Source organism: Streptomyces sp. NPDC038213, assembly GCF_055600495.1.
The window spans coordinates 86,353-111,000 of the sequence record NZ_JBVJYM010000011.1 but is presented as its reverse complement, the minus strand read 5'-3'; the positions used below and the strand labels follow the sequence as shown (position 1 = coordinate 111,000).

The window sequence follows — 24,648 nt, the reverse complement described above, 5'->3', positions numbered from 1 at the left end:
CGTGAAGATCTACCCCTACAAGCGGCTCAACCGGCCGGTCACGCTCCGAGTGACCTCGGTCTCCCTCAAGCTCTCCGACGGCACGCGTGACCAGTTGGAGACCACTGCCTACTCGAACCAGCAGCAGGCCGTCGCGCTCGGCATCGCGGGCCACGCGGACTGGGTGAGCGCCAGGATCGGTGTCTCGGCGACGCTGCCGCCCGGGGCGAACGCACCGGACGCGCCCTGGTCGGACCTGTGCGTCCTTGCCGTGCTCACGGACGGTGAGACCAATGTCCGCACCTCTGTGGACCTCACGCTCGATGCGGAAGCCGGCCGGGACTGGTCCGGATCCCTGGAGGTGTTCCGCGACGATCACATGGGACGGGCCTCTGTCGCCGCGTACGCCGTCGGGACGGTTGAGGGAGTGCGCGGACGGTCGATCGCCGAGACCGACCGGAGCTGGATCATCGATACGGTTTCCGACGAGCCGGTCAATGGGCTTCAGCTCGATGTCCAGAAGGCCTCGTTCAAGAGGAGCTCCCGGGCGTGGCTCCAGTCCTACGCCGACGCTCCCTGGGTCGTGGACACATCGGCCCGAGTCCCCACCGTGTTCGTGAACACAGATGTCGAAGGTGTCATGGATCTGCTGGACAGCAGCGCGTCGGGAGTGGACAGCAAGGTGCGCGACCTCCTGGTCGCCCAGATGTCCACCGACGTCTGGACCGCGGTGTTCCACGGTGCTGTCGGCGACCTGGAGGTGGAACCCGGCGGCGTGCCGGTCTTCCCCACCGACTGGCAGGGCGAGGTGCTGCGGGAGATGCTCCCGGACGTGGTTCCCGGCGTCCACGTCGAGGAGGCCCTGCGGCAGGTCCATCTCCGGCGCACAGGTGAGTCGGGCTGGTCGGGGCTGCAGACGCGTATCCACTACGCGGCTGTCCGCCGCGCCGACGCCACCAAGGCGCTTGCCCTTGTCATCCGCAGTCTGGAACAGATGAACCGCGAGAGTGAGACGTGATCACCCAACCGAACCACGTACCGGAGCGCCTGGGGCTGCTCGCCGCCTCTGCCGTCGATCCGTTCCTCACCGAGGGCCTGCTCAGAGGCGAACAGGTCCACGGCGGTATCGATCTCTCCAAGGTCGTCGAGCCCCTCCCCGGCGACGACGCCAGGTGGCTGGTCGAGCCTGTCCGGAGCCTGGTGGACGACGCCATGTACGAGTTCCGGAAGGACCGCACCCGTGCTGACGCCTGGCTCGCGCCGCGGCTCCACGCCACGCTGCGCCTGACGAGGCGGGAGGCGGCGGACAAGCGGCTGTGGAACCACCTCGCCCTGGCCGTGGCCCCGGACTACGTGGTCTGGCGGCACCTGTCGGAGCCGACGGCGAGCAGGCCGGAGAAGCGTGTCGCCGCCGAGCGCTTCCGTGGCCCCGCGGACCGGCAGTGCTTCTCGCGCCTGTGGTGGGCGGCCGAGCTGTTCAGGAACGGGCCGGACTACGGACCGGTCGAGCTCGCCTGCGGAAACCAGGACCTCATCCACACCGTCCTCCGGACCGAGCTGATCGACCACCGTCCCACTGCCCAGGCCCTGGTCCGCCTCCTGGAGAGCGGCCAGGTCTCTGGTGGGCGGGCGGTCAACGGCCTCAGCGTTGCTATCAACGCGGCGGGGGCGACCCTTGTCTACGACGTCCTCGCGCCGGACCGGCCCCGCGACCCCGCCCGGCTGCGGGAGTGGATTGCGGAAGCGGAGTCTGCTCCCCCGGTCGAACGCTACGAACTCCCCCAGGGGCCCGACGAGGACCCCGTCCAGGAGGAATCCGTGGCGGCGCTCACCGACTACTTCGCGGAGCTGTTCGAGACCGCTCCGGTCAGGGGGAGGAAGAGCGGCGGTTGAGCCGTGGCGGGCCCGACTGCTCCGACGGCGCCTTTCCTTCCTTCTTCTCCTTGCGCGGGCGCATGGTGGAAGGGGGCGGCACCTGGTCCTCGGGGCGCGGACACCTGTCGGTGCAGGAGTCGGCGGCGCCGCATCCGCTGCTGCGCAGCTTGGCCCGCTGCTCCTCGGTGGCGGGCTGCCACGGGTTCAGCGGCACGTCCGGGTCCGGCTCGGGGAGGCCCAGGGCGGCGCTCAGCAGGTGTGCACCGAACAGGGGCGGTACCGCATTGCCCACCTGCTGGGCCTGCGCCGTACCGGTCCAGGGGTAGTCCGGCGGGAAGGTCTGCAGCATCCCGGCCTCGTTTGTAGTGAACCGCGGACCCTCGTAGACGATGTTCTCGTCGAGGTGCTCGAAGACGACGAAGCGGGAGATGCGTCCGGTGACGGTGGCGGCGGGCTGCTGGTCGGTCCGCACTCCCCGCCTCCCCGGGATCCCGGAACTGCCGTAGTTCGAACGGACCAGGAAGGGCTTCAGGCGTCCGGTGTACGAGCCCACCGGTTTCCCGAGGGCGTCCCGCATCGACCTCCAGTGCTTCCGATGCCTACCCTCCCCCCCGGTCGGGGCGGCCTCGCGAAGAGACAGCTGTTCCGCGGCCTGGCCGGGGCTTCGCGTCCCGTTCCTGCGGTTCCATTCCTTCGCGTCGTAGGGATGGTGGGTCGCTTCGGGGAGCGATGGTTCGCCGAGCTCTTCACGCCGGGCGATCAGCACTGCGCGGGACCGCGTCTGCGGCACTCCGTAGGTCTCGGTGGCGAGCGTGTCGACGGCGACCTTGTACTTGGTCCCGTCGGGGAGTCCGGTTTCCTCCAAGACCTCGGCGTAGCGACTCCAGAGCCCTTCCACCGCAGGGACCTGTTCCAGGACGATCACGTCGTACGGGCGGCCCCCCCGAGCGGCGCTCCGGGTTGCCTGAATCGCGTAGCGAAGGGGTTCGAGGACCAGTGCGGTACGCGGATCGCTGAGGGTCTTCAGCTCCTCGTCGATCGTCTGGTCGGGCTCACCCGCCATCAGCCGCCGAATGTAGCCCTCGACCAACTCCAGGGCCTGGCGGCCGGCGCCGTGCCCGGCCACGGAGTACGTCTGGCACGGAGGGCCGCCCGCGAGGACGTTGATCTCCGGCGGAAGGGATTCGAAGGAGTCCCTGCGTACCGCGCTCACGTCGGCGTGGATGGTGTCCAGCCCGGCCGCGTACCGCGTCAGGCACGCACTCTTGTCCCACTCGATCCCGAGGCTCGGGACACCGAGCCACGACGCAGCGACGTCCAGTCCTCCCGGTCCTGCGAAGAGGTCCAGGACAAAGGGATTGTCGAGGGTGGGCTGCTGGTGCGCCGAGCTGGTCATGTGGTGGAAGTCTAGCCGGCCGCGGACCCTCGCGGATCCCCGTTCAGTGCTTCGGCGACGGCCCGTCCCAGGGCCTCTCCGACAGGCGGCGGGGTCGCGTGCCCGATCTGGCGGTACCGGGCGGTCTTGAGACCGGAGATCCGCCATGCCTCGGGGAACGCCTGGAGCAGCGCGGTCTGGTCCACCGTGATCCGCACCAGTCCTTCGTCACCGAGCGACGGATCCCATGTGAAGTCCGGACCGGGCGGTTCGTTCCCGAACGACTTCGTGTAGACCCCCATCCGTCGCCATCTGGCCTTCGTACCGCTCGGACCGAAGTCGGGACCGCCGTGCGTCTTGGACCCGCCCACCAGGGTGGGTGCCACGCCCGTCGCCTGGGCTGCCCAGCGGTCGGCGTCCGGCCAGCCGCAGGAACCCATCGACGGTGCCAGAGCCGCCCCGACCGACACGTGCGGGTGGACGGTGGGCCGGGGCTGCCGGAAGGCGCCGGCCCACTGCTGCTTGACGGCCACGACGATGCCTTGCAGGCGGTGCTGGGGCACTCCGAAGTCGGCCGCGTTCAGGATGAACCAGGTCAGTGCGTAGCCGAGGTGCTCCAGCTCTTCGCGGAGGAAGTCCCGGATCGGTGCCAGGGCGTCCTCGTCGACCAGGGTGGGCACGTTCTCGATGATCAGTGCACGCGGCTGGACTGCGTGGACCAGGTATGCGGTCGCCTCGATGAGGCGTAGTTCGAGGTCCGACTGCCGTGTCACTGTCGCACTCGACCTGACCCTCGGGAGGCCGGCCGTCAGCAGGTCGACGTCGTACACCTCGGGGTGGTCCACGGGGTCGAAGTCGAGGAGGTCCGCCTTCAGCACGTTCCAGTGCGGCCGGTTGGACTTGAGCGTCTCGCAGGCGGTCGCGTCGCTGTCCAGGAGGAGCCGGGGAGTGAAACCCGCCCGTTCCACCCCGAGGGCGAGGCCACCCGCTCCCGAGCAGACGTCGACGAAACTCAGCCCGCTCAACGATTCCTCCTCTGTTGTGCCCATTCCATCACGGGGCAGGGCGCTGCCGCACCGGATTCCACCTGCGGCCTTCCGGTTCAGGTGCTGGGCCGCCGTGTGCGAGCGCAGCGTGAGCGGACCGGATGGCACCGCGGCGGCAGCCAGCACCATAGTGACCACGGGTCGGACCGATCCGACCGCCGGAGGCCGGTGGGCCGGGATGGGGAGGGTGTTGTGGTGAAGGTGGCCGGGGTGGAGCGGCTGGATGAGGTGGTCGGGCTGTTTCGGGGGTACCTGGAGTTCTACGAGGTCGACGTCGTGGATGCCGGGAAGCCGCGGGAGTTCATCGAGGCGCGGATGCGGCGGGACGAGTCGCTGGTGCTGGTGGCCGAGGGGGACGGCGGGCGGGCCGTGGGGATGGCGCAGGTGTACCGGACGTTCTCCTCGCTGGCGATGGAGCCGGTGTGGGTGCTCAGCGATCTGTACGTGGCTCCCGAGGGGCGGCGGACCGGGGCCGGGCGGGCGCTGCTGCGGGGGGTGCTGGAGCGGGCCCGGGAGGCCGGGGTGGCCGGCGTACAGCTGGAGACGGCGTTCGACAACCGGGTGGCGCAGGCGCTGTACGAGTCCGAGGGGTTCACGGTCGAGGAGTTCCGGATCTACTTCCACGGGCTTGCCGGGGAGTAGCGGGGCGGCTGGGGCGGGTGCGGTGCCAGCCTGAGTCGTGGGGTGGGGTGGCTGCGGGGTGGGGGAGGTGGGTGGGCACAGGGGGTTGGGCTTTCGGGTGGGGGTGGAGGTAGGGGAGGGGCGCGGGTGTGGGGTTAGGGGGTCGGGTGGAGTTCGAAGAGGAGGTGTTCGACGGTTTCTGTGCCCTCCGGTTCGGGTACTCGGCGGCTGTCGCGCAGGTGCAGGGTGCGGCCGTGCCGGGCTGCGAGGGCGTGGAGGAGGGGGAGGTCACCGCGGTCGCTGAAGTGCAGCAGCGCGCGGCCGCCGGGGGTGAGCCGGGCGGGTGCCTGGGCGAGGTAGCGCTCGTGGGCCCGGTAGCCGGGGTCCACGTAGGCGCGGTCGTAGACGTGCTCGTAGCGGTGGTCCGCGGGGGCCAGGACGAAGTTCGAGTGCCAGTAGACGGTGTCGAAGAGCTCCTCGGGGGCGAGGCGGTCGAAGAGGTCGCCGGTGAGGGTGCGCAGCCGGCCCGCGACCCCGTGCCGTCGGGCGTTGAGCGCGGTGTTGGTGACGGCGTGGGGGTTGATGTCCGTGGCGGTGACCCGGTCGCAGCCCGCCAGGGCGGCGCTGACCGCGATCACCCCGGTTCCCGAGCCGATCTCCAGGAAGGAGCCGGTCCGTGGGCGCAGCGGCTCGGCCAGCCCCATCAGCTCCATCGCGACCGAGGTCGAGCGGGAGAAGGGCGGGGCGAAGACGTCGTCCAGCAGGTCCCACGTACGCCCGTGCAGCTCGAAGGTGCCGGGGCGGTCCGGGCGGGTGCGCGCGGCGCGGCTGCGCTCCAGCGAGCGCCGGTAGCTCCTGATCTCCGTCATTCCCACCTCTTCGTGAGTCGGGGACTGCCCCCGGCGTTCCGGCGTGTTCCGGGCGCGCGTCCCCCCGCCATCGTGCCGAGGGGAGGGGGCGGGCCGGAAGGTGCGCTCACGACACCGTCGCGCGCCGCGGAGGTGACCGGAGCACACCCGTCCGCAGTCCCCCAAACCGCCCACCCTGCCGGTGGGGTATCTTACGATCCTGGGCGGATTTGACCCAAATTTTGCTATATGATGAAGGGCTTTACGTGATATGGCATGAGGCGTCCGGTGGGGGCGGTGCGGACGGCCGCGGCGAGGGTGGCGACGCCGACCTGCTGACCGTCCTCACCCTGCTCGCGCAGGAGGCCCCGCCGGAGCACTTCGACGAGCTGCTGCGCGCCGCGCGCAGCGGCACCCCGGCCGCCGCCCCGGAGCGGCTCGCCGCACTGGAGCGGGCGGTCCAGCTCGCCCGTACCGTGCACGCCTCCGCCGACCAGCGGCGGCGCCGCGAGTCCGGGATGGCCGCGCTGGTCGAGACGGCCCGGGACATGACCTTCCCGTACGACCTCGACGGCCTGCTCCAGGTGATCGCGGGACGGGCGCGGCGGCTCCTCGGCTTCGACATGGCGTACATCAGCCTGCGCCGGCCGGGCGGCGGCTCGTACGTCCACTCCTCCGACGGCGAGACGACCATGTTCAACGTCGGCCTCCAGATCGACACGGGCCGCGGGCTCGGCGAGACCGCGCAGGACAAGCGGGCGCCCTTCTGGACCTCCGACTACCTCAACGACACCGGGTTCCCGCACTCCGAGCGCATCGACGAGGTGGTGCGGGCCGAGGGGCTGCGCGCGATCCTCGCCGTACCGCTGTGCCAGGGCACGACCACGGTCGGCGCGCTCTACGGGGCCGACCGCAAACTGCGCCACTTCACCCCGGACGAGGTCAGCCTGATGCGCTCGCTGGCCGACCTGGCGGCCGTCGCCCTGGAGAAGGCGCGGCTGATGGAGCGTACGAAGACCGAACTGGCGCAGCTCTCCCTGCGCAGCACGCGGGAGCGGGCCGCCATCGGACGCAGCCGCGAACTGGCCGCGGCCCGGGACCGGTTGGCGGCCATGCTGCTGGACGGCACCGACCTCGCGGAGGTCGCCTCGGTGGCGGGGGCCGCGCTCGGGGGCGGCGTGCGGATCCACGATGCGGCGGGGCGGCTGCTGGCGGAGGCGGGGGGCGGGGGTGCGGTCGTCTCGTCCGGCGGGGCCGGTGCGTCCGGTGGGTTCAGTGCGTCCGGGGCTTCCGGAGCGGGGGAGTTGACGAACCGGGGGGTCGGGTTCCGGCGCGAGTGTGCCGAGTTCGCGGGTGACGGCGGGGAATTCCCCTTCTCCGGGGGCGGGTTCGGCTGGGCACCGCCGTCCGCTCCCACGCAGCGGACCCCCGCCGGGGCGATGGACGCCCTCGCGCCCTTCGGGTTCGAGCGGCCGGAGTCCCTCCCGGGCGCGGACCCCCTCCCGGATTCGGCTCCCACCGGTGACCCCGCCGGCTTCGGGGAGCTCGACGGTGAGGCCGTCGGACGGGCCGCGCTGGCCGCGCTGGCCGCGCGGGTTCCGGTGGCCGTGGGGTCCGACGGGCTGTGGGCCACTGCGCTCAGTGCCGGTACCGAGGAGCTGGGCGTACTCCTCCTGTGGGCCCGTACGCGCCTCGATCCGGAGGAGGCCGCCTTCCTCGGGTACGCCGGCCGGACCGCGGCCCTGGTCCTCAGGCTCCAGCGCGGCGTCGCCGCCACCTCCGGGCCCGTGGGCGACGAGCTCCTGGACGACCTGCTCGTCGGCAGCACCCGCTCCCCGCGGCGGCTCGCCGACCGGGCCCGCCGCCTCGGCATCGACGGCAGCCGCCCCCACTCGGTGCTCGTGGTCCGCCCCGAAGCGGCCGAGCAGGGTCAGGCCGTGGCCTGGGCCTCCCTGTACGCGCACCGGAAGGCCGGTCTGAAGACCGTGCACGACGGCTGCATCGTGCTGCTCCTGCCCGGAGCCGACCCCTCCGCCGCGGCGGGGGCGGCGCACCGCGAGGTGTCCCCGCTGCTGCGCCGGCCCGTCTCGGTGGGATCCGCCGGGCCCGCCCGCGCCCTCGCGGAGGTCCGGGAGGTCCACGACGAGGCCCGGCGCTCGCTGGAGGCGCTGATCGCCCTCGGCGGCGAGGGCACCGCGGCGGCCACCGGCGACCTCGGCTTCCTCGGGATGCTGCTCTCCGACGACCTCGACGTCGACCGGTACATCGAGTCCACCTTCGGGCCCGTGCTGCGGTACGACGCCCAGCGGGACGCCGAGCTGGTGCGCACCCTGGAGGCGTACTTCGCCTCCCAGTCCAGCCCGACGCGGGCCGCCGGGATCCTGCACGTGCACCCCAACACCGTGTCCCGGCGGCTGGAGCGGCTCACCGAACTCCTCGGCCCGGACTGGCAGGAGCCCGGCCGCGCCCTCGAGATCCAGCTCGCGCTGCGCCTGCTGCACACCCGCGAGCTGCTCCGGGACCGGCACGGCGGGGGCGCGCACCGCCGGGTCCCGCGTCAGGCGGACAGCGCCGAGGGGTAGCGGCGGGGCCCGTCGCCCGCCCGGCCGGTACCCGCGGAATCCGTGAGTGCGGCGAGGCCGGTGAGGGCGTGCGCGGCGGAGGCGAGGGTGATGTGCCGGTGCCAGCCGCGGTACGAGCGGCCCTCGAAATCGCGCAGCCCGGCCGCCTCGCCGCCGTGCGCCAGGTCGTGGGCCGCGCGGGTGGCCAGCCGGGCGGTCCGCAGCAGGGTGTCGGCGCGCACCCGCGGGGAGTTGGTGACCCACAGGTGCTCCGGTTCGGCCTGCGGGTCGGTCCACTCCCCGAACAGCAGGAGGGGGAGCGGGCCGGGCGCGGACCCGGTGGAGTGGCCGCCCCCCGAGGCCGGCCACTCCGCCACTGCGGCGCCCGGGCCCGTACCCGTACCGCTCCCGCCCGCCGCGCCCGTACCGCCGGAGCCGCAGGAGGATCCCGCGGCGGCTCCCGGCGCGGCTCCCGGCCCCGGCAGGCCCGCCCGTACCGAGGCCACCAGCGAGGTGCGCGGGGAGTGGGGGAGGGCCGGATCGCTCCAGCCGGCCCGCCGCCGCAGCCCCTTGACCGCGGACAGGATCTGCCGGGCGGCCAGCGGCCCCCGCCCGTACCCCGGCAGGGACGGGTCCTCGACGGTGAACCGCACCTCCCCGCCGACCCGCACCACCGCGGGCACCCCGGCGGCCGTGAACCGCCGCAGCACCGGTCCCACCCGGTGCACCGGCAGGTCCAGCACCACCGGCCGGCGCGGCCCGTACGAGAAGCGGAGCGCCTCCATCGCGGCCTCGGTCGCGCACTCCTCCAGCGTCTGGGCCCCGTGGTCGGCGGGGATCTCGGCGCGGCGGCGGCGCAGTTCGTCCTCGGTCCAGCTGTCCGGCAGGTACAGCCGCCAGTGCACGGGCACGCTCAGCGCGGGCGCCGCCTGCCACACCCCGAAGGCCTGCTGCCCGCGGAAGACGTGCCCGAGCCGGGGGTCGACGGCGCGGTCCACGCCCACCGAGCGCTCACCGGTCTTCGGGATGGCCATCGGCTGGACCACCAGGGCGTGCGGGGGCACGAGCCGGCCCGCGCGGGCGGCCAGCGCCGCGCGGACGGGCATCCAGTCCCAGGTGGAGCTGCTGATGAAGTGGTGGAGGCTCTGCTCCAGGGCCGCATCGCCCAGGTGCGAGGCGATGTTCCGGATGGACTTGCGGCCGCGGGCCACCTGGAGGCCGCGCAGGTACTGCTCCCCCTTGAGCCGCTGGTCGCGCCGGGCCAGCGAGCCGAACAGCCCCTCGCCCGGGTCGCCCTCCCCGAAGGGCCTGCCCCCGCCGCCCGGGACCCCGGGCCCGAAGGCCCCGCCCCCGAAGGCCCTGTCGGCGCGTGCCCCGTCGCGGAGCGCGGGCGTGTTCATCGGATCCCCCCTGCCGTGCCGGGTACGCCCCACCGGCCGCCCCCCGACCAGGTTCGCCCGGGGGGCGGCCGCGGGAGAAGGTGCGCCGGCCACCCTCCTGGGCCCGTCCGCGGGGGCCCGGCCACCCCCGGTGCGCACCGGCCGGGGCGCGGTGGGCCGCGGGGACCTGCGACCGGCGGTAAGGGGGTGGCCCGGCCACCAGTGAAGGTCCGTTGGCGGTCCACCGGCGGCCCAGCGGCCGACCGGCCGTGCTCCCGGGCGCGCAGAAATCCCCGCCGGGGGTGAAACATCCCGGCCGGGCCGGAGCGTCAAAGGGGTGGACGACACAAGAGGGGGATCCATGAGACAGGCGCGCAGGGAGGCCTTCCGCGAGTTCGCGGACGCCCGAACGGGCCACCTGTTCCGCTCGGCCTGCCTGCTGACCGGCGGGGACACGCACCTGGCCGAGGACCTGGTGCAGGAGACCCTCGGGCGGATGTACGTCGTCTGGGGGCGGGCCTCGCGGATCGGGAACCCGGCCGGGTACGCCCAGACCGTCCTGGTCCGGGCCTTCCTCAGCCACCGCAGGCGGCGGTCGGCCGGTGAGCGGCCCACCGGGGCCCTGCCCGACACCCAGGCCGTCCCCGGCGGTGATCCGGCGCTGCGGCTGACCCTGCTCGACGCCCTGGCCGGACTGCCCGCCAAGGACCGGGCGGTGGTGGTCCTGCGCTACTGGGAGGACCGCAGCATCGAGGAGACCGCCGACGCGATGAACGTCAGCTCGGCGGCCGTCCGCACCCGCTCCACCCGGGCCCTGTCCCGGCTCCGCGACCAACTCGGCGGCTCGCTGGCGGAACTGGCCCCGCACTGAGGCGCTCCGCGAGGCGTCCCGCCCGGCGCAGTACCGCCCTGCACTCCCCTCCCACCACACCCCGCCCGCTCAGGGCCCCACCCTGTGGAAAGGTCCGGTTCACCATGCCCTTCGAAGACGAGCTCGGTGCAGCGCTCCGGCAGACCGGGGACGCGTTCGCGACCGACCGGCGCCCCCTGGTCGAGGGCGGCGAGCAGCGCGGCCGCCGGATGCTGCGCCGCCGCCGGGCCGCCGCGGTGGGCGGCACCGTACTCGCCCTGGCGGCCGTGACCGCGGGCGGCGGCTACGCCACCGGGCTGCTCGGCGGCGGCGCGGAGCGGACCGCCGTGGCCGGGCCCGGCCCGGAGGCGGGGTCCCGGTCCCCCGGGGACTCCGGGTCCCCGTCCCCGACCGGCGGCGGGGAGCCCCGTACCGGCACCGGGAAGGTCAGCGCGGAGCGGATGGTGGAGCTGCTGAAGGCGGAGCTGCCGGCCGGCGGGCTGTCCGGTACGGAGGCCCGCGGCACCGGGGACCCGCTGGGCCCGATGGTCAGCGGGGTCTTCGACGACGGCAAGGGGAAGGCGGCGCTCAGCCTCGGCCTGTGGCGGCTGGACCCGAAGGGCGGCCAGGCGGACGATCTGACCGGCTGTCCGGACCCGAGCTACGTGCCGACGGACTCGTGCACCGAGGAGAGCCTTCCCGGGGGCTCGCGGCTGCTGGTCGTGCGCGGGTACGAGTACGCCGACAAGCGCGAGGAGACCAAGCACTGGCGGGCCACCCTCGTGACCCGGGAGGGCTACGTCGTCGACGTGAGCGAGTGGAACGCGCCCGCGCAGAAGGGCGCCGCGGTCTCCCGGACCGATCCGCCGCTGTCCCCGGCCGGGCTGAAGGCCCTGGCCACCTCCCCGACCTGGCTGCCGGCCCTGCGGGACCTGCCCGCCGCGCCGCAGCAGAAGGACGAGGACCGGCCCCGGCCGCTGAACCGGCCCGCCCTGGCCGTCCTCCTGTCCCACCTGCCGAAGGCCGCCGCGGTGGTCCGCAAGCAGGGCGACGGGGAGACCGCGCTCGTGGTCGCGGACGACGGCAGGGGGCAGTTCCACGTCACGGTCCAGCTCCAGCAGTGGCCGGCCGGGGAGGGGCTGGGCGAACTCTTCTCGGGCGGGGGCGTGACCGTGCTGCCCGACGGGACGAAGCTCAAGCACACCCAGCAGCCGGGGGAGAAGGGCGGCGAGGGCGTGGTCTGGTGGACCGTGGACACCCTGCGGCCCGACGGCGTACGGATCATCGCCTCGGCCTTCAACTCCCCGGCGCAGCACCTCGCGGCGACCCGGCCGCAGCCCGGGGTGACCATGGCGCAGCTCCAGTCCGTGGCCACGGACCCGCGGCTGACGAAGGCGGGCTGACCGGGGCCGGCCGGGCAGGGCGCGCCGACCGGGTGCGCGGGCCCGGCCGGTCCCGCGGGGACGGGGGTCCTGCGGAACCGGCCGGGCAGGGCGCACCGGCGCCTCACCGTGCCCGGCCGTGCTCGTCCCCACTTGTCCCTCTCACCCCGGCCCGCCCGTCCCCGGAGCTATTTCGCGTCCGCGTAGCACTCCACCACCGCCGTGGTGAAGGGGAAGCGGACCGGGATCTCGCCGAAGGCGATCCGGCCGGCCAGCTCCGAGGACGCGCGGATCGCCGCCGTCACCTGCTCGGCCTCCTCGGCCGGGCAGTGCACGATCACCTCGTCGTGCTGGAAGAACACCAGCTCGGCGCGGAGCGGGACGAGGGCCCGGCGCAGGGCGGCGAGCAGCAGCAGGGCCCAGTCGGCCGCGCTGCCCTGGACGACGAAGTTGCGGGTGAAGCGGCCGCGGGCCCGGTGGTTGGCCGAGGCGTAGCCGGGCGTCCAGTCGTCCTGCGCGTCCTCCCCGCCGCCGGGGCCCCCGCCCGGACCGCCGCGCCCGCCGGGGGTCCCCGGCCCGGTGTCCTCGTCCACGGCCCCCGCGCCGTCCCCGAAGGAGTCGTCCGGGCCGCCCGCGGTCACCGGGGGCGGGCAGGTGCGGCCGAGCCAGGTGCGGACGAGCCGGCCCTCCTCACCCGCACGGGCCGCCTCGTCGACGTACTCCACGGCCCGGGGGAAGCGTCTGCGCAGGGCGGCCAGGTTCTTCAGGCCGTCCCCGGAGGTCTGCCCGTACACCGCGCCGAGTACGGCGATCTTGGCGGCCTCGCGGTCCCCGGAGAAGGCCCGGTCGGAGACGGCCTGGTAGAGGTCGCCGGGCCGTCCGGCCACCTCCATCAGCCCCGGGTCCTGCGAGATCGCGGCCAGTACCCGCGGCTCCATCTGGTCGGCGTCGGCGACGACCAGCCGCCAGCCGGGGTCGGCCACGACGGCCCGGCGGATGACCTTGGGGATCTGGAGGGCGCCGCCGCCGTTGGTGACCCAGCGGCCCGTGACCGTCCCGCCGGGGACGTACTCGGGCCGGAACCGGCCCTCGTGCACCCAGTCCTGGAGCCAGGACCAGCCGTGCGCGGTGTAGATGCGGTACAGCTTCTTGAAGGCGAGGAGGGGTTCGACCGCGGGGTGGTCGATCTCCTGGAGCTCCCATTTGCGGGTGGAGCGCAGCCTGATCCCGGCCCCGGCGAAGGCCTTCAGCACCTCCGCGGGCAGTTCGGGGCGGACCCGGCGGCCGAAGGCGGCCGAGACCTCGTCGGCGAGCTCGGCGAGGCGGCGGGGCTGGCCGCCCCCGCCGTACCGCTCCCCGAGCAGTTCGGTGAGGACCGCGCGGTGCACGTCGGCGCGCCAGGGCAGCCCGGCGCCGTTCATCTCCGCGGCGACCAGCATCCCCGCCGATTCGACCGCCGTCAGCAGCCGCATCCGGCCGGGGTGCTCGGCCTCCGCGTGCCGGCGCTGCTGGTCCCCGTACACCTCCAGCAGGGCCTCGAAGGGCAGCGGGGCGCCGACCGGTTCGAAGAGGGAGGACTGGGTGCCCGGGGCGGCGGACCGGGCGGGCGGGTCCGGCGGTACGGGCGTCCCGCGCAGGCGGGCGTGCGCCGCGGCCGCGGACCGGGGCTCGCCGAACCGGCCCTCGTGCCCCAGCAGGAGCAGCTCGGCGTCCTCGATGTCGTAGCACCGCTCGACGCGGACCCCGGCGGCGAGCAGGCGGGGGTACACCTCGTGCGTCGCGCGCCAGACCCAGCGGGTGCCGGGCGGGGCGGCGGCCACGGCGGAGGGCAGGTCGGGGGCGGTGCGGACGGGCCCGCAGGGGCGGCCGTCGGCGCCGAGGGGCACGGTCCGCACCCGCCCGCCGCCTCCGGCCCCGCCCGTGCCTGCGCTCCCGCTTCCGGCCCCGGCCCCGTCCTCGCCCCCGTCCTCGCCGAGGGCCCACCGCTCGCTCATGGGTGCGAGTGTGGCACCGGGCACCGACAACGCCCGCGATCCGCGCCGCCGGCCCGCCCCGCGGGCCCGCCCGGACCGGTCGGGGCGGGCCCGCAGCAACGCCCCGGGCCGGGCCGGTCAGGGCAGCGGCCGCCGCTGTTCGCCGGAGACGTTCGCGCGGTCCGCGGCCGTGGTGCCGTCGGTCCAGCCCGCGAGGTCGGTGGCCCCGCGCAGCCGGGTCGTGGTGGTCTGGGGGAAGAGCTCCTCGGTCCGCGAGTTCACCGCCACGTCGCGCGCGGCCAGCACCGGGAGCAGGGCCTCCCCGGCCTCCCGGGCCGCTTCCCGGGCCTCCTCGGCCGCGTGCGCGGCGGTCTCCTCCAGCCGGTGGCCGATCCGGCTGGCGTACGCGAGGAGGAACGACTGCCGGAAGGTCTTGGTCCGCTTGCGCCCGCCGATGCGCTGCGCGTGCTCGGCCCGGGTCATGGCCGCCGTACCCTGGACGAGCAGCGAGGTGTACAGCAGCTCGACGGCCTCCAGGTCCGCCTCGAAGCCGACCACCGTCGAGAACTCGTACGCGCTGTTCCACACGGCCTGGCAGCGGTTCGCCCCCGCCACGGCGGTCAGCAGCACCGCCTTCGCCTCCTCGTACGGGGCCTCCACCCCGATCCGGCAGGCGCCGGGCAGCTGCGCCGCCCCGCGGCCCCCGCCGCGCGCCGCGATCAGGGCCTCGTCCACGGTGTGGCGGGCCATCAGCTCCTGCGCCTTCGCGCTGAGCGCCTCCGCCTCCTCCGGGTACGGGGTGGCCTCGGCCTTGGCGAGCAGGGCCCGGATCCGGCCGAGCGTCCTGGGGTCGCCGCCGAGTCCCGCCGCCGCGGCGAGGGGGTCGCCGGGGACCGGGCCGACCGGTTCGAGCGAGGGCAGCCGGACCAGCAGCCGCAGCAGCTCCAGCAGGTCGGTGGCCAGGGAGAACCGGTCCGCCGACTCGCGGCGGGCGAGCCCTTCCGCGTACCGCTCGTCGTCCTGCCCCCACCAGACGCCGCCCCCGGCCTCCCCGTCCTTCGCACCCGCGCCCGCATCCGCCCGCAGGGCCTCCAACTGGGCGCGCCAGCGGGGGGAGGGGGCCGGGAAACGGCGGGCCTCGGCGGCGATCAGGTCGGCGGCGATCCGCAGGTGCCGGTCGCCGAGCCCGCGGCGGACGAGGCGGACCAGGTCCGCGGGCTGCCAGCCCCGCTCCCAGGCCTGCCGTACGAACCCCTCGCCGCGCCGCAGCAGCTCCGCGCCGGTCTGCGGCCAGGCGCCGCCGTCGGCGGCGAGCAGGGAGGCACCGGTGTCGAGCCCGGTGTCGTCCTGGGAGTACAGGGCGGCCGCGAAGGCCTGGTCGACGAGGGTGCGCATCCCTTCAGGGTAGGAGGCCGCCGGGGGCCGTCCGGGTACGGGTGCCCGCCGCCGACCCCGAACCCCGTCCACAGGGTGTGGACGGGGACCTCCGTACGTGCGGCACGCCCGTACGACCGAGCCAGCCCGCCCGCCCGTACGCGGCCCCGGCCCGCGCCGCCCCTACGGCTTCCCGTCCTCGTCCCGCAGCGCCCGGGTCTCCGCCTTCAGGATCCGCAGGGACCTGCCCGCGGACCTGGCCATGTCCGGCAGCCGCTTCGATCCGAAGACCAGCAGGCAGACGACGAGGACGATGGCGAGGTGCCAGGGCTCCAGGGCGTTCCTGATCATGCGAATCCCCACTTCCGGTAGGCGGTCGGCGGCTGCCGGAGCCCATCGAACACCCGTCCGCCCGGATCGGACAAATCTCAAGAAGTCCTGAAACCTGAAAGCGGACGCGCGGCGGGCTAACCTCGGGATCATGAGCTGGCTGCGGGCCCTGAAGGAGACCGCCAGGGCGGGGGTGAGGGTCGAGCGGGCCCGCCTGGAGCCGCTCGTCGCCCTCCGCGCCACCGCCGGGCTCGCCCTCGTCATCGCCGCCGGGCTCGCCCTGCTCGGCCCCGGCGCCGCCGCCAGCTCGGCCTTCGGCGCCTTCCAGGCCGCCATCGCCACCTTCCAGCGCAGCTGGCGGCCCCGGCCCGTCCTCGCCCTGGCCTCCGGGGCGACCCTCGCCGCCAGCACCTTCGTCGGCTACCTGGTCGGCGCCTCGCACACGGCCGCCTTCCTCCTCCTGCTGGCCGTCTGGGCCTTCGCCGCCGGACTGGCCTGGGCGGCCGGCCCCACCGCCGGGATCATCGCCTCCGGCAACGTCGCGATCGTGCTGGTCACGGTCACCCTGCCGACCTCCGTGGCCCAGGCCGCCGGACACGCCGCGATGATCGCCGCGGGCGGCGTGGTGCAGGCCCTCCTGATCGTCCTCTTCCCGATCCGCCGCTGGGGCGCCCAGCGCGACGCGCTCGCCGACGCCCTGGCCGCCGAGGCCGACTACGCCCGGCGGCTGCGCCACGACCCGCGGGCCCCCTTCGACCCGCAGCCGCTGATGACCGCCCGCGCGGCCGCGACCGTGACCCCGCGCCAGGCCCGCCGCCGCCCGGCCGAACTGCACGGGGCCCGCGGGCTCGCCGAGCGGATCCGCCCCGTGCTGGCCTCCCTCGCCGACCCCGCCGTCGGCGCCCCGCCGGAGGGCCCCGGCCGCGACCGGGTCCGCGAACTGCTCGCGGCGGCCGCCGCCGTGCTCGACGCGGCCGCGCGCGCGATCCGGCACGGGGAGCCCGTACGGCTGCCCGGCCCCGAACTGTCCGTCCTGCGCGCGCCCGATACCGCCGACCTGCTCACCGGCGCCCCCCGGCGGGCCGCCGCCCGTCTCGCCGCCCTCCTCGGCGACGTGGCCGACACCGCCGCCCCCGACTCGGCCGGCCGCCCGGCCAGCGCCGACGAGGCCATGCTGCGGCCCACCCTGCCCCGGCTCGTCCCGCTGGTCCTGAAGGCGATGCGCGCCGAGCTGCGTCCGGCCTCGCCCGTCTTCCGGCACGCGGTGCGCGTCTCGGCGGTGGCCTCCGCCGGGTACGTCATCGGGCACGCCCTCCCCTTCGGGCACGGCTACTGGGCCCCCATGGCCTCCGTCATGGTCATGCGGCCCGACTTCTCGCAGACGTACGAGCGGGCGGTGGCCCGGTTCGGCGGCACCCTGGTCGGCGTCGCCTTCGCCACCGCCGCCGTGCAGCTCTTCCAGCCGGACATGTACCTCTCCGGGGTGCTCGCCGTCGTCAGCGCGGGCCTGATGTACGTCCTGATGCGCACCGGGTACGCCGTCTCGCAGGTCTTCGTCTCCGCGTACGTCGTCTTCCTGCTCGGCATGGGCGGCACGCGCTGGGACCAGACCGTGCCCGACCGGGTCGCCCTCACCCTCGTCGGAGGCCTGCTGGCGATGGTCGGCTACGCGCTCTACCCGGCCTGGGAGACCCCGCGGCTGCGCAGCCGGCTCGCCGACTGGACGGCGGCCGCCAGCCGGTACGCGGCGGCGGTGCTGCGCCAGTACGCCGATCCGGCGGGCGCGCGGCCGGCCGACGTCCGTGAGGCGCTGCTCGCGCTGCGGCGGGCCCGGACCGACTGGCAGGAGGCGGTCGGCCGGGCGGCGGGGGAGCCCGTGCGCCACCGCGGCCTGTCGCGGGACGCGGCCGACGGGGCGGCGGAGGCCCTCGCCCTGCTGGGGCGCAACGCGATGCTGCTGGAGGCCCACCTGCCGGAGCGGGGGCATGCGGGGGTGCCGGGGGCGGCGGGGCTCGCCGATGCGGTGGAGGCCGCGGTGGGGCGGGCCGTGCGGGACATCCGGGGGCAGCGGGTCCCGGACTGGGGCCCCGTGGACGGGGCCCTCGCCGCCTGTCCCGGTCCGCCGCACTTCGCGGCGGGCGCCGCCCAGCTGGCCGAGGCCCTGCGGGCGCTGTCGGCGGCGCTCGCGCGGTGAGCGGGCGCGCGGCCGGCAGAGTGACCGTTCGGACACCCCGCGTGCACGTGCATCTGCCCATGCAGCCGCATATGAACACAGCTATGATCCGGTGGAGTTGACATCTGCACAACGGGGGATTCCTGTGGACCACGCGTACAACGGCATGGCCGCCACAGAACTCGACGGGGTGATGTGGCAGAAGAGCAGGCACAGCAACTCGCAGGGCTCCTGCGTGGAGTTCGCCAAACTGCCCGGCGGCAACGTCGCGATGCGCAACTCGCGCTTTCCGGACGGGCCGGCCCTGGTCTACACGCCGGCGGAGATCGAGGCCCTGCTGCTGGGGGTCAAGGACGGGGAGTTCGACCACCTGATCGCGCCCTGACCCGTCCGGACCCCACCCCTCCTGCTGTCTGTCCGCTGCCTGCCGCGCGCCCTGCGCGCCGCGCCCCGCCGCTCAGTCGTGGAGCAGGAAGAGCGCCCAGACCACCTTGCCGGTCAGCCGGCCCGCCAGCGGGTGCCAGCCCCAGCTGTCGCTGTAGGAGTCCACGAGGAAGAGCCCCCGCCCCGACTCCAGGTCCAGGTTCTCGTCCGTGCGCTCGGGGGAGAACGGCTCCCCGCCGCCGGCCGGACAGTCCTCGCTGGGGTCCCGCACCGCGCACACCAGCCGGGTGCTCCACCGCATCAGGTGCAGCCGGACCGGGGACTCGGGGTCACCCTCGCGGGTGCCGTCCGGGAGGGCGTGCCGCAGCGCGTTGGTGACCAGCTCGGAGACCACGAGGGAAACATCGTCGAAACGGTCGTCGAGGCCCCACTGGCCGAGGGTCGAGCGGGTGAACGAGCGCGCGCCCCGGACCGCCTCGAACCGGGAGGGCAGGGCGCAGGAGGCGGACCCGGAGACAGCCGTGGGGTCGACCGGGGGCAGCCCCTGCCGTAAAGGCTCGAGCATGGTCGATCCATTCGTCCCCATGCGAGGCACTCCCGGGAGTCGCGGACGGAGCGGTACTGCGGGGCGGGCCCTGTGCACATGCGCGGATTGCACGCAGCTGCGCGGGACCATGGTTCCGAATGCGTAGGGCAGATGCAAGGGCAGATGCACGTGCACGCGCCCGACCCGTCCGTTCCGATGATGGTTCAAGCCCATTTCTTCCTACGTACTCTTGCGGACTTCTTTTCCGACAGACCCGATTCCGTTACAGAACGAGTACGGGCCGATGCGTTTTGGTGGCAGACTGCGGGACCCGGGGCAACGGGGGCCCCACGCAGGCAGGCACAGACAGACGCACACACGCGATGGGGAGGGTTGGAGAAGTGACCGCAACCGAGTCGACCGGCTCCGTGGTGCGGCGCATCCTCCTGGGGTCTCAGCTCAGGCGACTGCGTGAATCCCGTGGGATCACCCGTGAAGCGGCCGGCTACTCGATCCGCGCATCCGAATCGAAGATCAGCCGCTTGGAGTTGGGAAGGGTGAGCTTCAAGGCCAGAGACGTCGAGGATCTGCTGACCCTCTACGGAGTCACCGACGGCGCCGAGCGCGAATCGCTCCTCGGTCTCGTGCGCGAGGCCAACGCGGCCGGATGGTGGCACAGTTACGGGGACGTGCTCCCCGGTTGGTTCCAGACCTACGTGGGCCTGGAGGGCGCCGCCTCCCTCATCCGCGTGTACGAAGTCCAGTTCGTGCACGGGCTGTTGCAGACCGAGGCCTACGCGCACGCCGTCGTCAGCCGCGGGATGCCCGGCGCCTCCGCGGCCGAGGTCGACCGCCGGGTCGCCCTGCGCCTGGAGCGCCAGAAGGTGCTCGTCGCCGAGAACGCCCCGGTCTTCCACGTCGTGCTGGACGAGGCGGCCCTGCGCCGCCCTTACGGCGACCGCGCCGTCATGCGGGGGCAGTTGGAACACCTGATCGAGTTCTCCCAGCGGCCGAACGTCCGGCTCCAGGTCATGCCCTTCAGCTTCGGCGGCCACTCGGGGGAGAGCGGCGCCTTCACCCTGCTGCGCTTCCCCGAGTCCGACCTCCAGGACATCGTCTACCTGGAGCAGCTCACCAGCGCCCTCTACCTCGACAAGGACGAGGAGGTCACCCAGTACGAGCGGGCCATGGAGCGGCTCCAGGCGGACTGCCCCGACCCCTCGGCCACCCGGGATCTTCTCCGCGGTCTCCTCCAACTGTCCTGAAACACACGTAGGATGACGCCGCATCAGGGTCTCAGACTGGTATGCGGCAAGGCTTAAGGCGGCATCGGGGTAAGGCGGGCGCAACGGAGCGCGCGCCGCGCGCAGTAAGGGATGGCATGTCCATATTCACCGAGCTGGCTCACCAGTACATAGACGGCGAATGGCTGGCCGGCACCGGCTCGTGGGACATCATCGACGTCAACCCGTACAACGGCGACAAGCTCGCCGCGATCACCGTCGCCACCACCGAGCAGGTGGACCTCGCCTACCGCGCCGCCGAGCGGGCCCAGCGCGACTGGGCGCAGACCAGCCCGTACGCCAGACGGGCGGTCCTGGAGAAGGTCCTCGCCCTGACCGCCGAACGGGCCGACGAGATCGTCGACGCGATGATCGACGAGCTCGGCGGCACCCGCACCAAGGCCGCGTACGAGGTCCACCTCGCGATGGAGTTCCTGCGCGAGGCCGTACAGCTCGCCGTCCGCCCCGAGGGCCGCATCCTCCCCTCGCTGGTGCCGGGCAAGGAGAACCGGGTCCAGCGGCTGCCCGTCGGGGTCGTGGCCGTCATCAGCCCCTTCAACTTCCCCTTCCTCGTCACCCTGAAGTCCGTGGCCCCCGCCCTCGCCCTCGGCAACGCCGTCGTGATCAAGCCGAACCAGAACGCCCCGGTCACCGGCGGCGGGGTCATCGCCAAGCTCTTCGAGGACGCCGGGCTGCCCGCCGGCCTGCTGAACGTCCTCGTCACCGACATCGCCGAGATCGGCGACGCCCTCCTGACCCACCCCGTCCCGAAGGTGATCTCCTTCGCGGGCTCCGACCGGGTCGGCCGGCACGTCGGCGCCGTCGCCGCCCGGCACTTCAAGCGGACCGTGCTGGAGCTCAGCGGCAACAGCGCCCTGGTCGTCCTCGACGACGCCGACCTCGACTACGCCGTGGCCGCCGCCGTCTTCAGCCGCTTCGTCTACCAGGGCCAGGTCTGCATGGCCGCCAACCGGATCCTGGTCGACCGCTCGGTCGCGGAGGAGTTCACGGCCCGCTTCACCGCCCGGGTGAAGGCCCTCAAGACCGGCGACCCCCGCGAGGACGACACCCAGATCGGCCCCCTGATCAACTCCTTCCAGGCCGACGCGCTCACCGCCCTGGTCGACCGCGCCGTCGCCGACGGGGCCACCGCCCTGGTCCGGGGCTCCACCCGCGGGAACCTGGTCGAGCCGACCGTCCTGACCGGCCTCCCCGAGGACTCGCCCCTGCTCGGCCAGGAGATCTTCGGCCCGGTGGCCCTCCTGGTCCCCTTCGACGGCGAGGACGACGGCGTACGGCTCGCCAACGCCACCCCGTACGGGCTCAGCGGCGCCGTCCACACCCGGGACGTGGAGCGCGGGGTCCGCTTCGCCCAGCGGGTCGAGACCGGGATGATGCACGTCAACGACTCCACCATCGGGGACGAGCCGCTCGCCGCCTTCGGCGGGGAGAAGGCCTCCGGGCTGGGCCGGCTCAACGGGGACGCGACCGTCGAGGCCTTCACCACCCAGAAGTGGATCTCCGTCCAGCACGGCCGCACGGAGTTCCCCTTCTAGACGGAGGGCACTGCCTACGCCGCCCCGGCCCGCGGTGGCGCCGCGGGGGCCTCCGCCGCGCCCTCCGCCGGGACCGGCCGCCCGTCCGCGGTCAGCTGCATCTGCGGCCGCCCCGTGACCAGCAGCCAGGCCGGCAGCGTGGCCAGGCACAGCAGCGGCAGCAGCGCCGTCGACGGGGCCACCACCGAGGCCGTGAACAGGCTCAGCCAGCCCTGCCGGGTCACCGCCAGCAGCATCCCCAGCACCCCGCAGGTCACCCCGACCGTCAGGTGCACTCCCGGGACCAGCGCGTGCGCCGCCATGCCCAGCGCCGTCCCGGCGAACACCGCGGGGAAGATCCGCCCGCCCCGGAACCCGGCCGCCGAGGCCGTGGCCAGCGCCAGCAGCTTCACCCCCGCCATCAGCAGCAGCGTCCCGCCCGCGTACGCGCCCGGGTCGGCGGCCAGCTCCCCGATCTCGTCCACGCCCTTGAAGAGCGTCAGGCGCCCGCCCAGGGCCCCCAGCAGGCCCAGGACGGCCCCGCCCGCCGTCAGCATCAGCACGGGGTGCCGCAGCCGGTGGAAGAGGGCGTGCAGGTACGGGAAGACGTACACGCCCGCCAGGCCCGCCAACGCCGCGGCCGCGGCCACCCCCACGGCCGCCAGCAGGTCTGCCGCGCCCGGCGAGGAGAAGGCCGGCAGCGGCAGCTGAAAGGTGGGGTGCGCGATCAGCGAGGTGGTCAGGGCTCCGGCCGCGGCCGCCACCAGCGGGCCGAACAGCCGGTCCCACAGCGGCCCCTGGTGCTGCCCGCCGCCCTGCGCGGTCAGCGTCTCCGTCAGCACCAGCGCGGCCGCCACCGGAGTGCCGAACAGGGCCCCGACCGTGCCCGCCGCCGCCAGCATCACCCACAGCTGCACGGGGGCCCCGGGCACCAGCTTGCGCCCCAGCCACCAGGCCAGGGCGATGTTCGCGGCCGTGATCGGGTTCTCCGGGCCCAGGCTGATCCCGCCCGCGAGCCCGAGGCCGGCGGCCAGCAGGAGGCCGGGCACCACCCCGGCCGGCAGCGGCGGGTCGACGAGCCCGGTGGTGGCGGGGTCGGGCCCGGCGTGCCCGTGCACCTTCCACACCACCAGCCCCACCGCTGCCCCGGTGGCCGTCAGCACGCACATCATCCACGCCACCGAGTACCGGCCCAGGCCCACCGCGTCCGGCAGGTCCTCCCAGAGGACCCCCTCCAGCAGCTCGGCGAGCTCGCTCACGCCGAGCAGCAGCAGGCCGCAGCCCACGCCGACGGCCAGGGCGGGCAGGGAGACCCGGAGCAGCGTGCGGGCGTGTGCGGTCATTGGCCCAAAATAAAGGGGCAAAACGGACGCGGCACGTCGGGATGCCCGGCCGCCGCGCCCCCTGCCCGCAGAACCGGGCCCGCCGGGCTTGCACCTCACGCGGCGTGAGGTCCGACAGTGGAGCGCGTACCGACCGAAGGGAGCGGAAGAAGTGGGCTACTCCGTGGGACAGGTCGCCGGTTTCGCCGGGGTGACGGTGCGCACGCTGCACCACTACGACGCGATCGGCCTGCTCGGCCCGAGCGGGCGCAGCCCCGCCGGCCACCGCCGCTACGAGGACGCCGACCTCGACCGGCTCCAGCAGATCCTGTTCTACCGGGAGCTCGGCTTCCCCCTGGAGGAGGTGGCCGTCCTCCTGGACGACCCGGGCACCGACCCCGTCGCGCACCTGCGCAGGCAGCACGGGCTGCTGACGGGCCGGATCGCCAGGCTCCGGGAGATGGCCGCCGCAGTGGAGCGAGCGATGGAGGCGAGCAGGATGGGCATCAACCTCACCCCCGGGGAGAAGTTCGAGGTCTTCGGGGACCACGACCCCGAGCAGTACGCCGAGGAGGCCGAACGGCGCTGGGGGGACACGGACGCGTACCGGCAGTCCGCCCGGCGCAGCGCCTCCTATACGAAGGAGGACTGGAAGCGGATCATCGCCGAGGGCGAGGCGGTCAACCGCGGCCTGGCCGAGGCCATGGAGCAGGGGCTGCCCGCGGACTCGGAGCGGGCCATGGACCTGGCCGAGGAGCACCGCGGCTGGATCGGCCGCAACCACTACGACTGCTCGTACGAGATGCAGCGCTGCCTGGGCCAGATGTACGTGGCGGACGAGCGGTTCACGGCCACGTACGACGCGGTGCGGCCGGGGCTGGCGGCGTACCTCCGGGACGCGATCGAGGCCAACGCCGACCGGCGCGGGGCGTCCGAAGCGTAAGGCGCAGGCAAAAAGACGGTCAATGCAGGGAAAAGCGCCCCCCGTCCGGGACTGGAACCGGACGGGGGTACCGTGCGTTCATAATTGGGGACATCCCCCTGCCAGATGCACCGCCGCGACCCCATCCAGGAGCCCGGAACCCGTGTACACGACGCTTGCGCTCGGCCCCGAGTGGCTTTCACCGGACTACCTGATCTCCGAGTACGGACTGATCGGCATCCTGGTGATCGTCTTCGCCGAATCCGGGCTCTTCGCCTTCCTGCCGGGCGACTCCCTGCTGTTCACCGCCGGCCTGCTGGTCGCGGACGGGAAGTACATCACCCAGCCGCTCTGGCTGGTCTGCACGCTGATCGTGGCCGCGGCCATCATCGGCGACCAGGTCGGCTACATGATCGGCAAGTACTTCGGCCCGAAGCTGTTCAACCGTCCGAACTCGAAGCTCTTCAAGAAGGAGAACCTCGACAAGGCGCACGAGTTCATGGACAAGCACGGCCCGAAGGCCATCGTGCTCGCCCGCTTCGTACCGATCATCCGCACGTTCGCGCCGATGGTCGCGGGCGCCGGCTCGATGAAGTACCGGACCTTCCTGACGTACAACATCATCGGCGGCATCAGCTGGGGCGCGGGCGTCACCGTCGCGGGCTACTGGCTCGGCCAGATCTCCTTCATCAAGAACAACATCGAGCCGATCCTCGTCGGCATCGTGCTCGTCTCCGTGATCCCCGTGGTCATCGAGGTGCTCAAGGCCCGCAAGGAGTCCCGCCAGGCCGCCGCGCAGGCGCCGGCGGACGGCTCGGGGCCCGCCCCGGTCCAGCGCGGGCGGCACGCCAAGCGCTGACCCCGCGCGGCCGCTGCCCGTCCGCAGCGGCCGTCCGCAGCGGCCCGCCGG

The 24,648-nt window shown here is 74.1% G+C and carries 20 protein-coding genes and 1 pseudogene; 12 read left to right on the top strand and 9 right to left on the bottom strand.

The features are described from left to right. Window position 1 precedes the first annotated feature (1 nt). Together ACZ7JZ_RS18190 and ACZ7JZ_RS18185 are read left to right on the top strand one after the other, a co-directional pair. Window positions 2-997 carry a hypothetical protein gene (locus ACZ7JZ_RS18190; protein WP_470940030.1) on the top strand — a complete coding sequence of 332 codons (996 nt, stop codon included), beginning with the start codon at window positions 2-4 and terminating at the stop codon, window positions 995-997. Next, window positions 994-1,872, top strand: coding sequence for a DUF6339 family protein (locus ACZ7JZ_RS18185; protein ID WP_470940027.1), 879 nt, complete (start codon window positions 994-996; stop codon window positions 1,870-1,872). Before ACZ7JZ_RS18190 ends, ACZ7JZ_RS18185 begins: the two co-directional genes overlap by 4 nt. Here ACZ7JZ_RS18185 and ACZ7JZ_RS18180 read toward each other — a convergent pair. Continuing rightward, complete coding sequence (locus tag ACZ7JZ_RS18180; protein WP_470940024.1) at window positions 1,847-3,250, bottom strand: DNA cytosine methyltransferase; 1,404 nt, start codon at window positions 3,248-3,250, stop codon at window positions 1,847-1,849. The genes ACZ7JZ_RS18185 and ACZ7JZ_RS18180 overlap by 26 nt on opposite strands. A gap of 11 nt (window positions 3,251-3,261) precedes the next feature. Further along, window positions 3,262-4,254, bottom strand: coding sequence for a DNA cytosine methyltransferase (locus tag ACZ7JZ_RS18175; RefSeq protein WP_470940021.1), 993 nt, complete (start codon window positions 4,252-4,254; stop codon window positions 3,262-3,264). A gap of 231 nt (window positions 4,255-4,485) precedes the next feature. Here ACZ7JZ_RS18175 and ACZ7JZ_RS18170 point away from each other — a divergent pair, with 231 nt between their 5' ends. Further along, window positions 4,486-4,917 (top strand): GNAT family N-acetyltransferase, encoded by a 432-nt coding sequence (locus ACZ7JZ_RS18170; protein WP_470940018.1) that lies wholly within the window; start codon window positions 4,486-4,488, stop codon window positions 4,915-4,917. 134 nt (window positions 4,918-5,051) lie between these two features. On the opposite strand, the gene ACZ7JZ_RS18165 is transcribed toward ACZ7JZ_RS18170, so the two are convergent. Next, window positions 5,052-5,765 carry a 50S ribosomal protein L11 methyltransferase gene (locus tag ACZ7JZ_RS18165; protein ID WP_470940015.1) on the bottom strand — a complete coding sequence of 238 codons (714 nt, stop codon included), beginning with the start codon at window positions 5,763-5,765 and terminating at the stop codon, window positions 5,052-5,054. Between the two features lie 245 nt (window positions 5,766-6,010). Between ACZ7JZ_RS18165 and ACZ7JZ_RS18160 the strand changes: the two genes are divergently transcribed. After that, on the top strand, window positions 6,011-8,326 hold the full coding sequence (locus ACZ7JZ_RS18160; RefSeq protein WP_470940012.1) for a helix-turn-helix domain-containing protein: 2,316 nt from the start codon (window positions 6,011-6,013) through the stop codon (window positions 8,324-8,326). Here the strand turns inward: ACZ7JZ_RS18160 and ACZ7JZ_RS18155 are convergent. Further along, window positions 8,302-9,705 (bottom strand): IS701 family transposase, encoded by a 1,404-nt coding sequence (locus tag ACZ7JZ_RS18155; protein WP_470940009.1) that lies wholly within the window; start codon window positions 9,703-9,705, stop codon window positions 8,302-8,304. The two genes, ACZ7JZ_RS18160 and ACZ7JZ_RS18155, sit on opposite strands and share 25 nt — an antisense overlap. A gap of 340 nt (window positions 9,706-10,045) precedes the next feature. Between ACZ7JZ_RS18155 and ACZ7JZ_RS18150 the strand changes: the two genes are divergently transcribed. Both ACZ7JZ_RS18150 and ACZ7JZ_RS18145 read left to right on the top strand, forming a co-directional pair. Further along, window positions 10,046-10,555, top strand: a complete 510-nt coding sequence (locus tag ACZ7JZ_RS18150; protein WP_470940006.1) for a SigE family RNA polymerase sigma factor — start codon at window positions 10,046-10,048, stop codon at window positions 10,553-10,555. A 104-nt stretch (window positions 10,556-10,659) separates the two neighbouring features. Beyond that, window positions 10,660-11,937 carry a hypothetical protein gene (locus tag ACZ7JZ_RS18145; protein ID WP_470940003.1) on the top strand — a complete coding sequence of 426 codons (1,278 nt, stop codon included), beginning with the start codon at window positions 10,660-10,662 and terminating at the stop codon, window positions 11,935-11,937. A 167-nt stretch (window positions 11,938-12,104) separates the two neighbouring features. Here the strand turns inward: ACZ7JZ_RS18145 and ACZ7JZ_RS18140 are convergent, their stop codons facing one another. The 3 genes from ACZ7JZ_RS18140 to tatA all read right to left on the bottom strand — a co-directional run bounded on the left by ACZ7JZ_RS18140 (window position 12,105) and on the right by tatA (window position 15,614). Continuing rightward, the gene (locus ACZ7JZ_RS18140; RefSeq protein WP_470940000.1) at window positions 12,105-13,910 is read right to left on the bottom strand and encodes a bifunctional 3'-5' exonuclease/DNA polymerase; all 1,806 of its coding nucleotides are present in this window, start codon (window positions 13,908-13,910) and stop codon (window positions 12,105-12,107) included. 117 nt (window positions 13,911-14,027) lie between these two features. Beyond that, window positions 14,028-15,284, bottom strand: coding sequence for a DUF2786 domain-containing protein (locus ACZ7JZ_RS18135; RefSeq protein WP_470939997.1), 1,257 nt, complete (start codon window positions 15,282-15,284; stop codon window positions 14,028-14,030). Window positions 15,285-15,446: 162 nt separating this feature from the next. Continuing rightward, window positions 15,447-15,614 carry a Sec-independent protein translocase subunit TatA gene (gene tatA / locus ACZ7JZ_RS18130; RefSeq protein WP_470939994.1) on the bottom strand — a complete coding sequence of 56 codons (168 nt, stop codon included), beginning with the start codon at window positions 15,612-15,614 and terminating at the stop codon, window positions 15,447-15,449. A 130-nt stretch (window positions 15,615-15,744) separates the two neighbouring features. Between tatA and ACZ7JZ_RS18125 the strand changes: the two genes are divergently transcribed. Further along, window positions 15,745-17,787, top strand: a complete 2,043-nt coding sequence (locus ACZ7JZ_RS18125; protein WP_470939991.1) for an FUSC family protein — start codon at window positions 15,745-15,747, stop codon at window positions 17,785-17,787. A 124-nt stretch (window positions 17,788-17,911) separates the two neighbouring features. Beyond that, entirely contained in the window at window positions 17,912-18,151 is a 240-nt protein-coding gene (locus ACZ7JZ_RS18120) for a DUF397 domain-containing protein (RefSeq protein WP_470939988.1), read from the top strand. 72 nt (window positions 18,152-18,223) lie between these two features. On the opposite strand, the gene ACZ7JZ_RS18115 is transcribed toward ACZ7JZ_RS18120, so the two are convergent. Then, window positions 18,224-18,736 (bottom strand): ATP-binding protein, encoded by a 513-nt coding sequence (locus ACZ7JZ_RS18115; protein ID WP_470939985.1) that lies wholly within the window; start codon window positions 18,734-18,736, stop codon window positions 18,224-18,226. A 341-nt stretch (window positions 18,737-19,077) separates the two neighbouring features. On the opposite strand from ACZ7JZ_RS18115, the gene ACZ7JZ_RS18110 reads away from it, so the two are divergent. Continuing rightward, a complete protein-coding gene (locus tag ACZ7JZ_RS18110; protein ID WP_470939982.1) occupies window positions 19,078-19,941 on the top strand; it encodes a helix-turn-helix domain-containing protein in 864 nt (287 codons plus the stop codon). A 116-nt stretch (window positions 19,942-20,057) separates the two neighbouring features. After that, on the top strand, window positions 20,058-21,515 hold the full coding sequence (locus tag ACZ7JZ_RS18105) for an aldehyde dehydrogenase family protein (RefSeq protein WP_470939979.1): 1,458 nt from the start codon (window positions 20,058-20,060) through the stop codon (window positions 21,513-21,515). Between the two features lie 14 nt (window positions 21,516-21,529). Here ACZ7JZ_RS18105 and ACZ7JZ_RS18100 read toward each other — a convergent pair whose 3' ends face one another. Then, complete coding sequence (locus tag ACZ7JZ_RS18100) at window positions 21,530-22,837, bottom strand: ion channel protein (RefSeq protein WP_470939976.1); 1,308 nt, start codon at window positions 22,835-22,837, stop codon at window positions 21,530-21,532. A gap of 151 nt (window positions 22,838-22,988) precedes the next feature. On the opposite strand from ACZ7JZ_RS18100, the gene ACZ7JZ_RS18095 reads away from it, so the two are divergent. After that, window positions 22,989-23,759, top strand: coding sequence for a MerR family transcriptional regulator (locus ACZ7JZ_RS18095; RefSeq protein WP_470939974.1), 771 nt, complete (start codon window positions 22,989-22,991; stop codon window positions 23,757-23,759). A 142-nt stretch (window positions 23,760-23,901) separates the two neighbouring features. Further along, window positions 23,902-24,546, top strand: a pseudogene (locus tag ACZ7JZ_RS18090) (VTT domain-containing protein); the annotation flags it as partial. Window positions 24,547-24,648: the final 102 nt, after the last annotated feature.

Bases quoted from the DNA above. Each gene is read 5' to 3' on its own strand.
- ACZ7JZ_RS18180 (WP_470940024.1), bottom strand. From the start codon at position 3,250: ATGACCAGCTCGGCGCACCAGCAGCCCACCCTCGACAATCCCTTTGTC.
- ACZ7JZ_RS18165 (WP_470940015.1), bottom strand. From the start codon at position 5,765: ATGACGGAGATCAGGAGCTACCGGCGCTCGCTGGAGCGCAGCCGCGCC.
- ACZ7JZ_RS18155 (WP_470940009.1), bottom strand. From the start codon at position 9,705: ATGAACACGCCCGCGCTCCGCGACGGGGCACGCGCCGACAGGGCCTTC.
- ACZ7JZ_RS18150 (WP_470940006.1), top strand. From the start codon at position 10,046: ATGAGACAGGCGCGCAGGGAGGCCTTCCGCGAGTTCGCGGACGCCCGA.
- ACZ7JZ_RS18145 (WP_470940003.1), top strand. From the start codon at position 10,660: ATGCCCTTCGAAGACGAGCTCGGTGCAGCGCTCCGGCAGACCGGGGAC.
- ACZ7JZ_RS18140 (WP_470940000.1), bottom strand. From the start codon at position 13,910: ATGAGCGAGCGGTGGGCCCTCGGCGAGGACGGGGGCGAGGACGGGGCC.
- ACZ7JZ_RS18135 (WP_470939997.1), bottom strand. From the start codon at position 15,284: ATGCGCACCCTCGTCGACCAGGCCTTCGCGGCCGCCCTGTACTCCCAG.
- tatA (WP_470939994.1), bottom strand. From the start codon at position 15,614: ATGATCAGGAACGCCCTGGAGCCCTGGCACCTCGCCATCGTCCTCGTC.
- ACZ7JZ_RS18125 (WP_470939991.1), top strand. From the start codon at position 15,745: ATGAGCTGGCTGCGGGCCCTGAAGGAGACCGCCAGGGCGGGGGTGAGG.
- ACZ7JZ_RS18115 (WP_470939985.1), bottom strand. From the start codon at position 18,736: ATGGGGACGAATGGATCGACCATGCTCGAGCCTTTACGGCAGGGGCTG.
- ACZ7JZ_RS18105 (WP_470939979.1), top strand. From the start codon at position 20,058: ATGTCCATATTCACCGAGCTGGCTCACCAGTACATAGACGGCGAATGG.
- ACZ7JZ_RS18100 (WP_470939976.1), bottom strand. From the start codon at position 22,837: ATGACCGCACACGCCCGCACGCTGCTCCGGGTCTCCCTGCCCGCCCTG.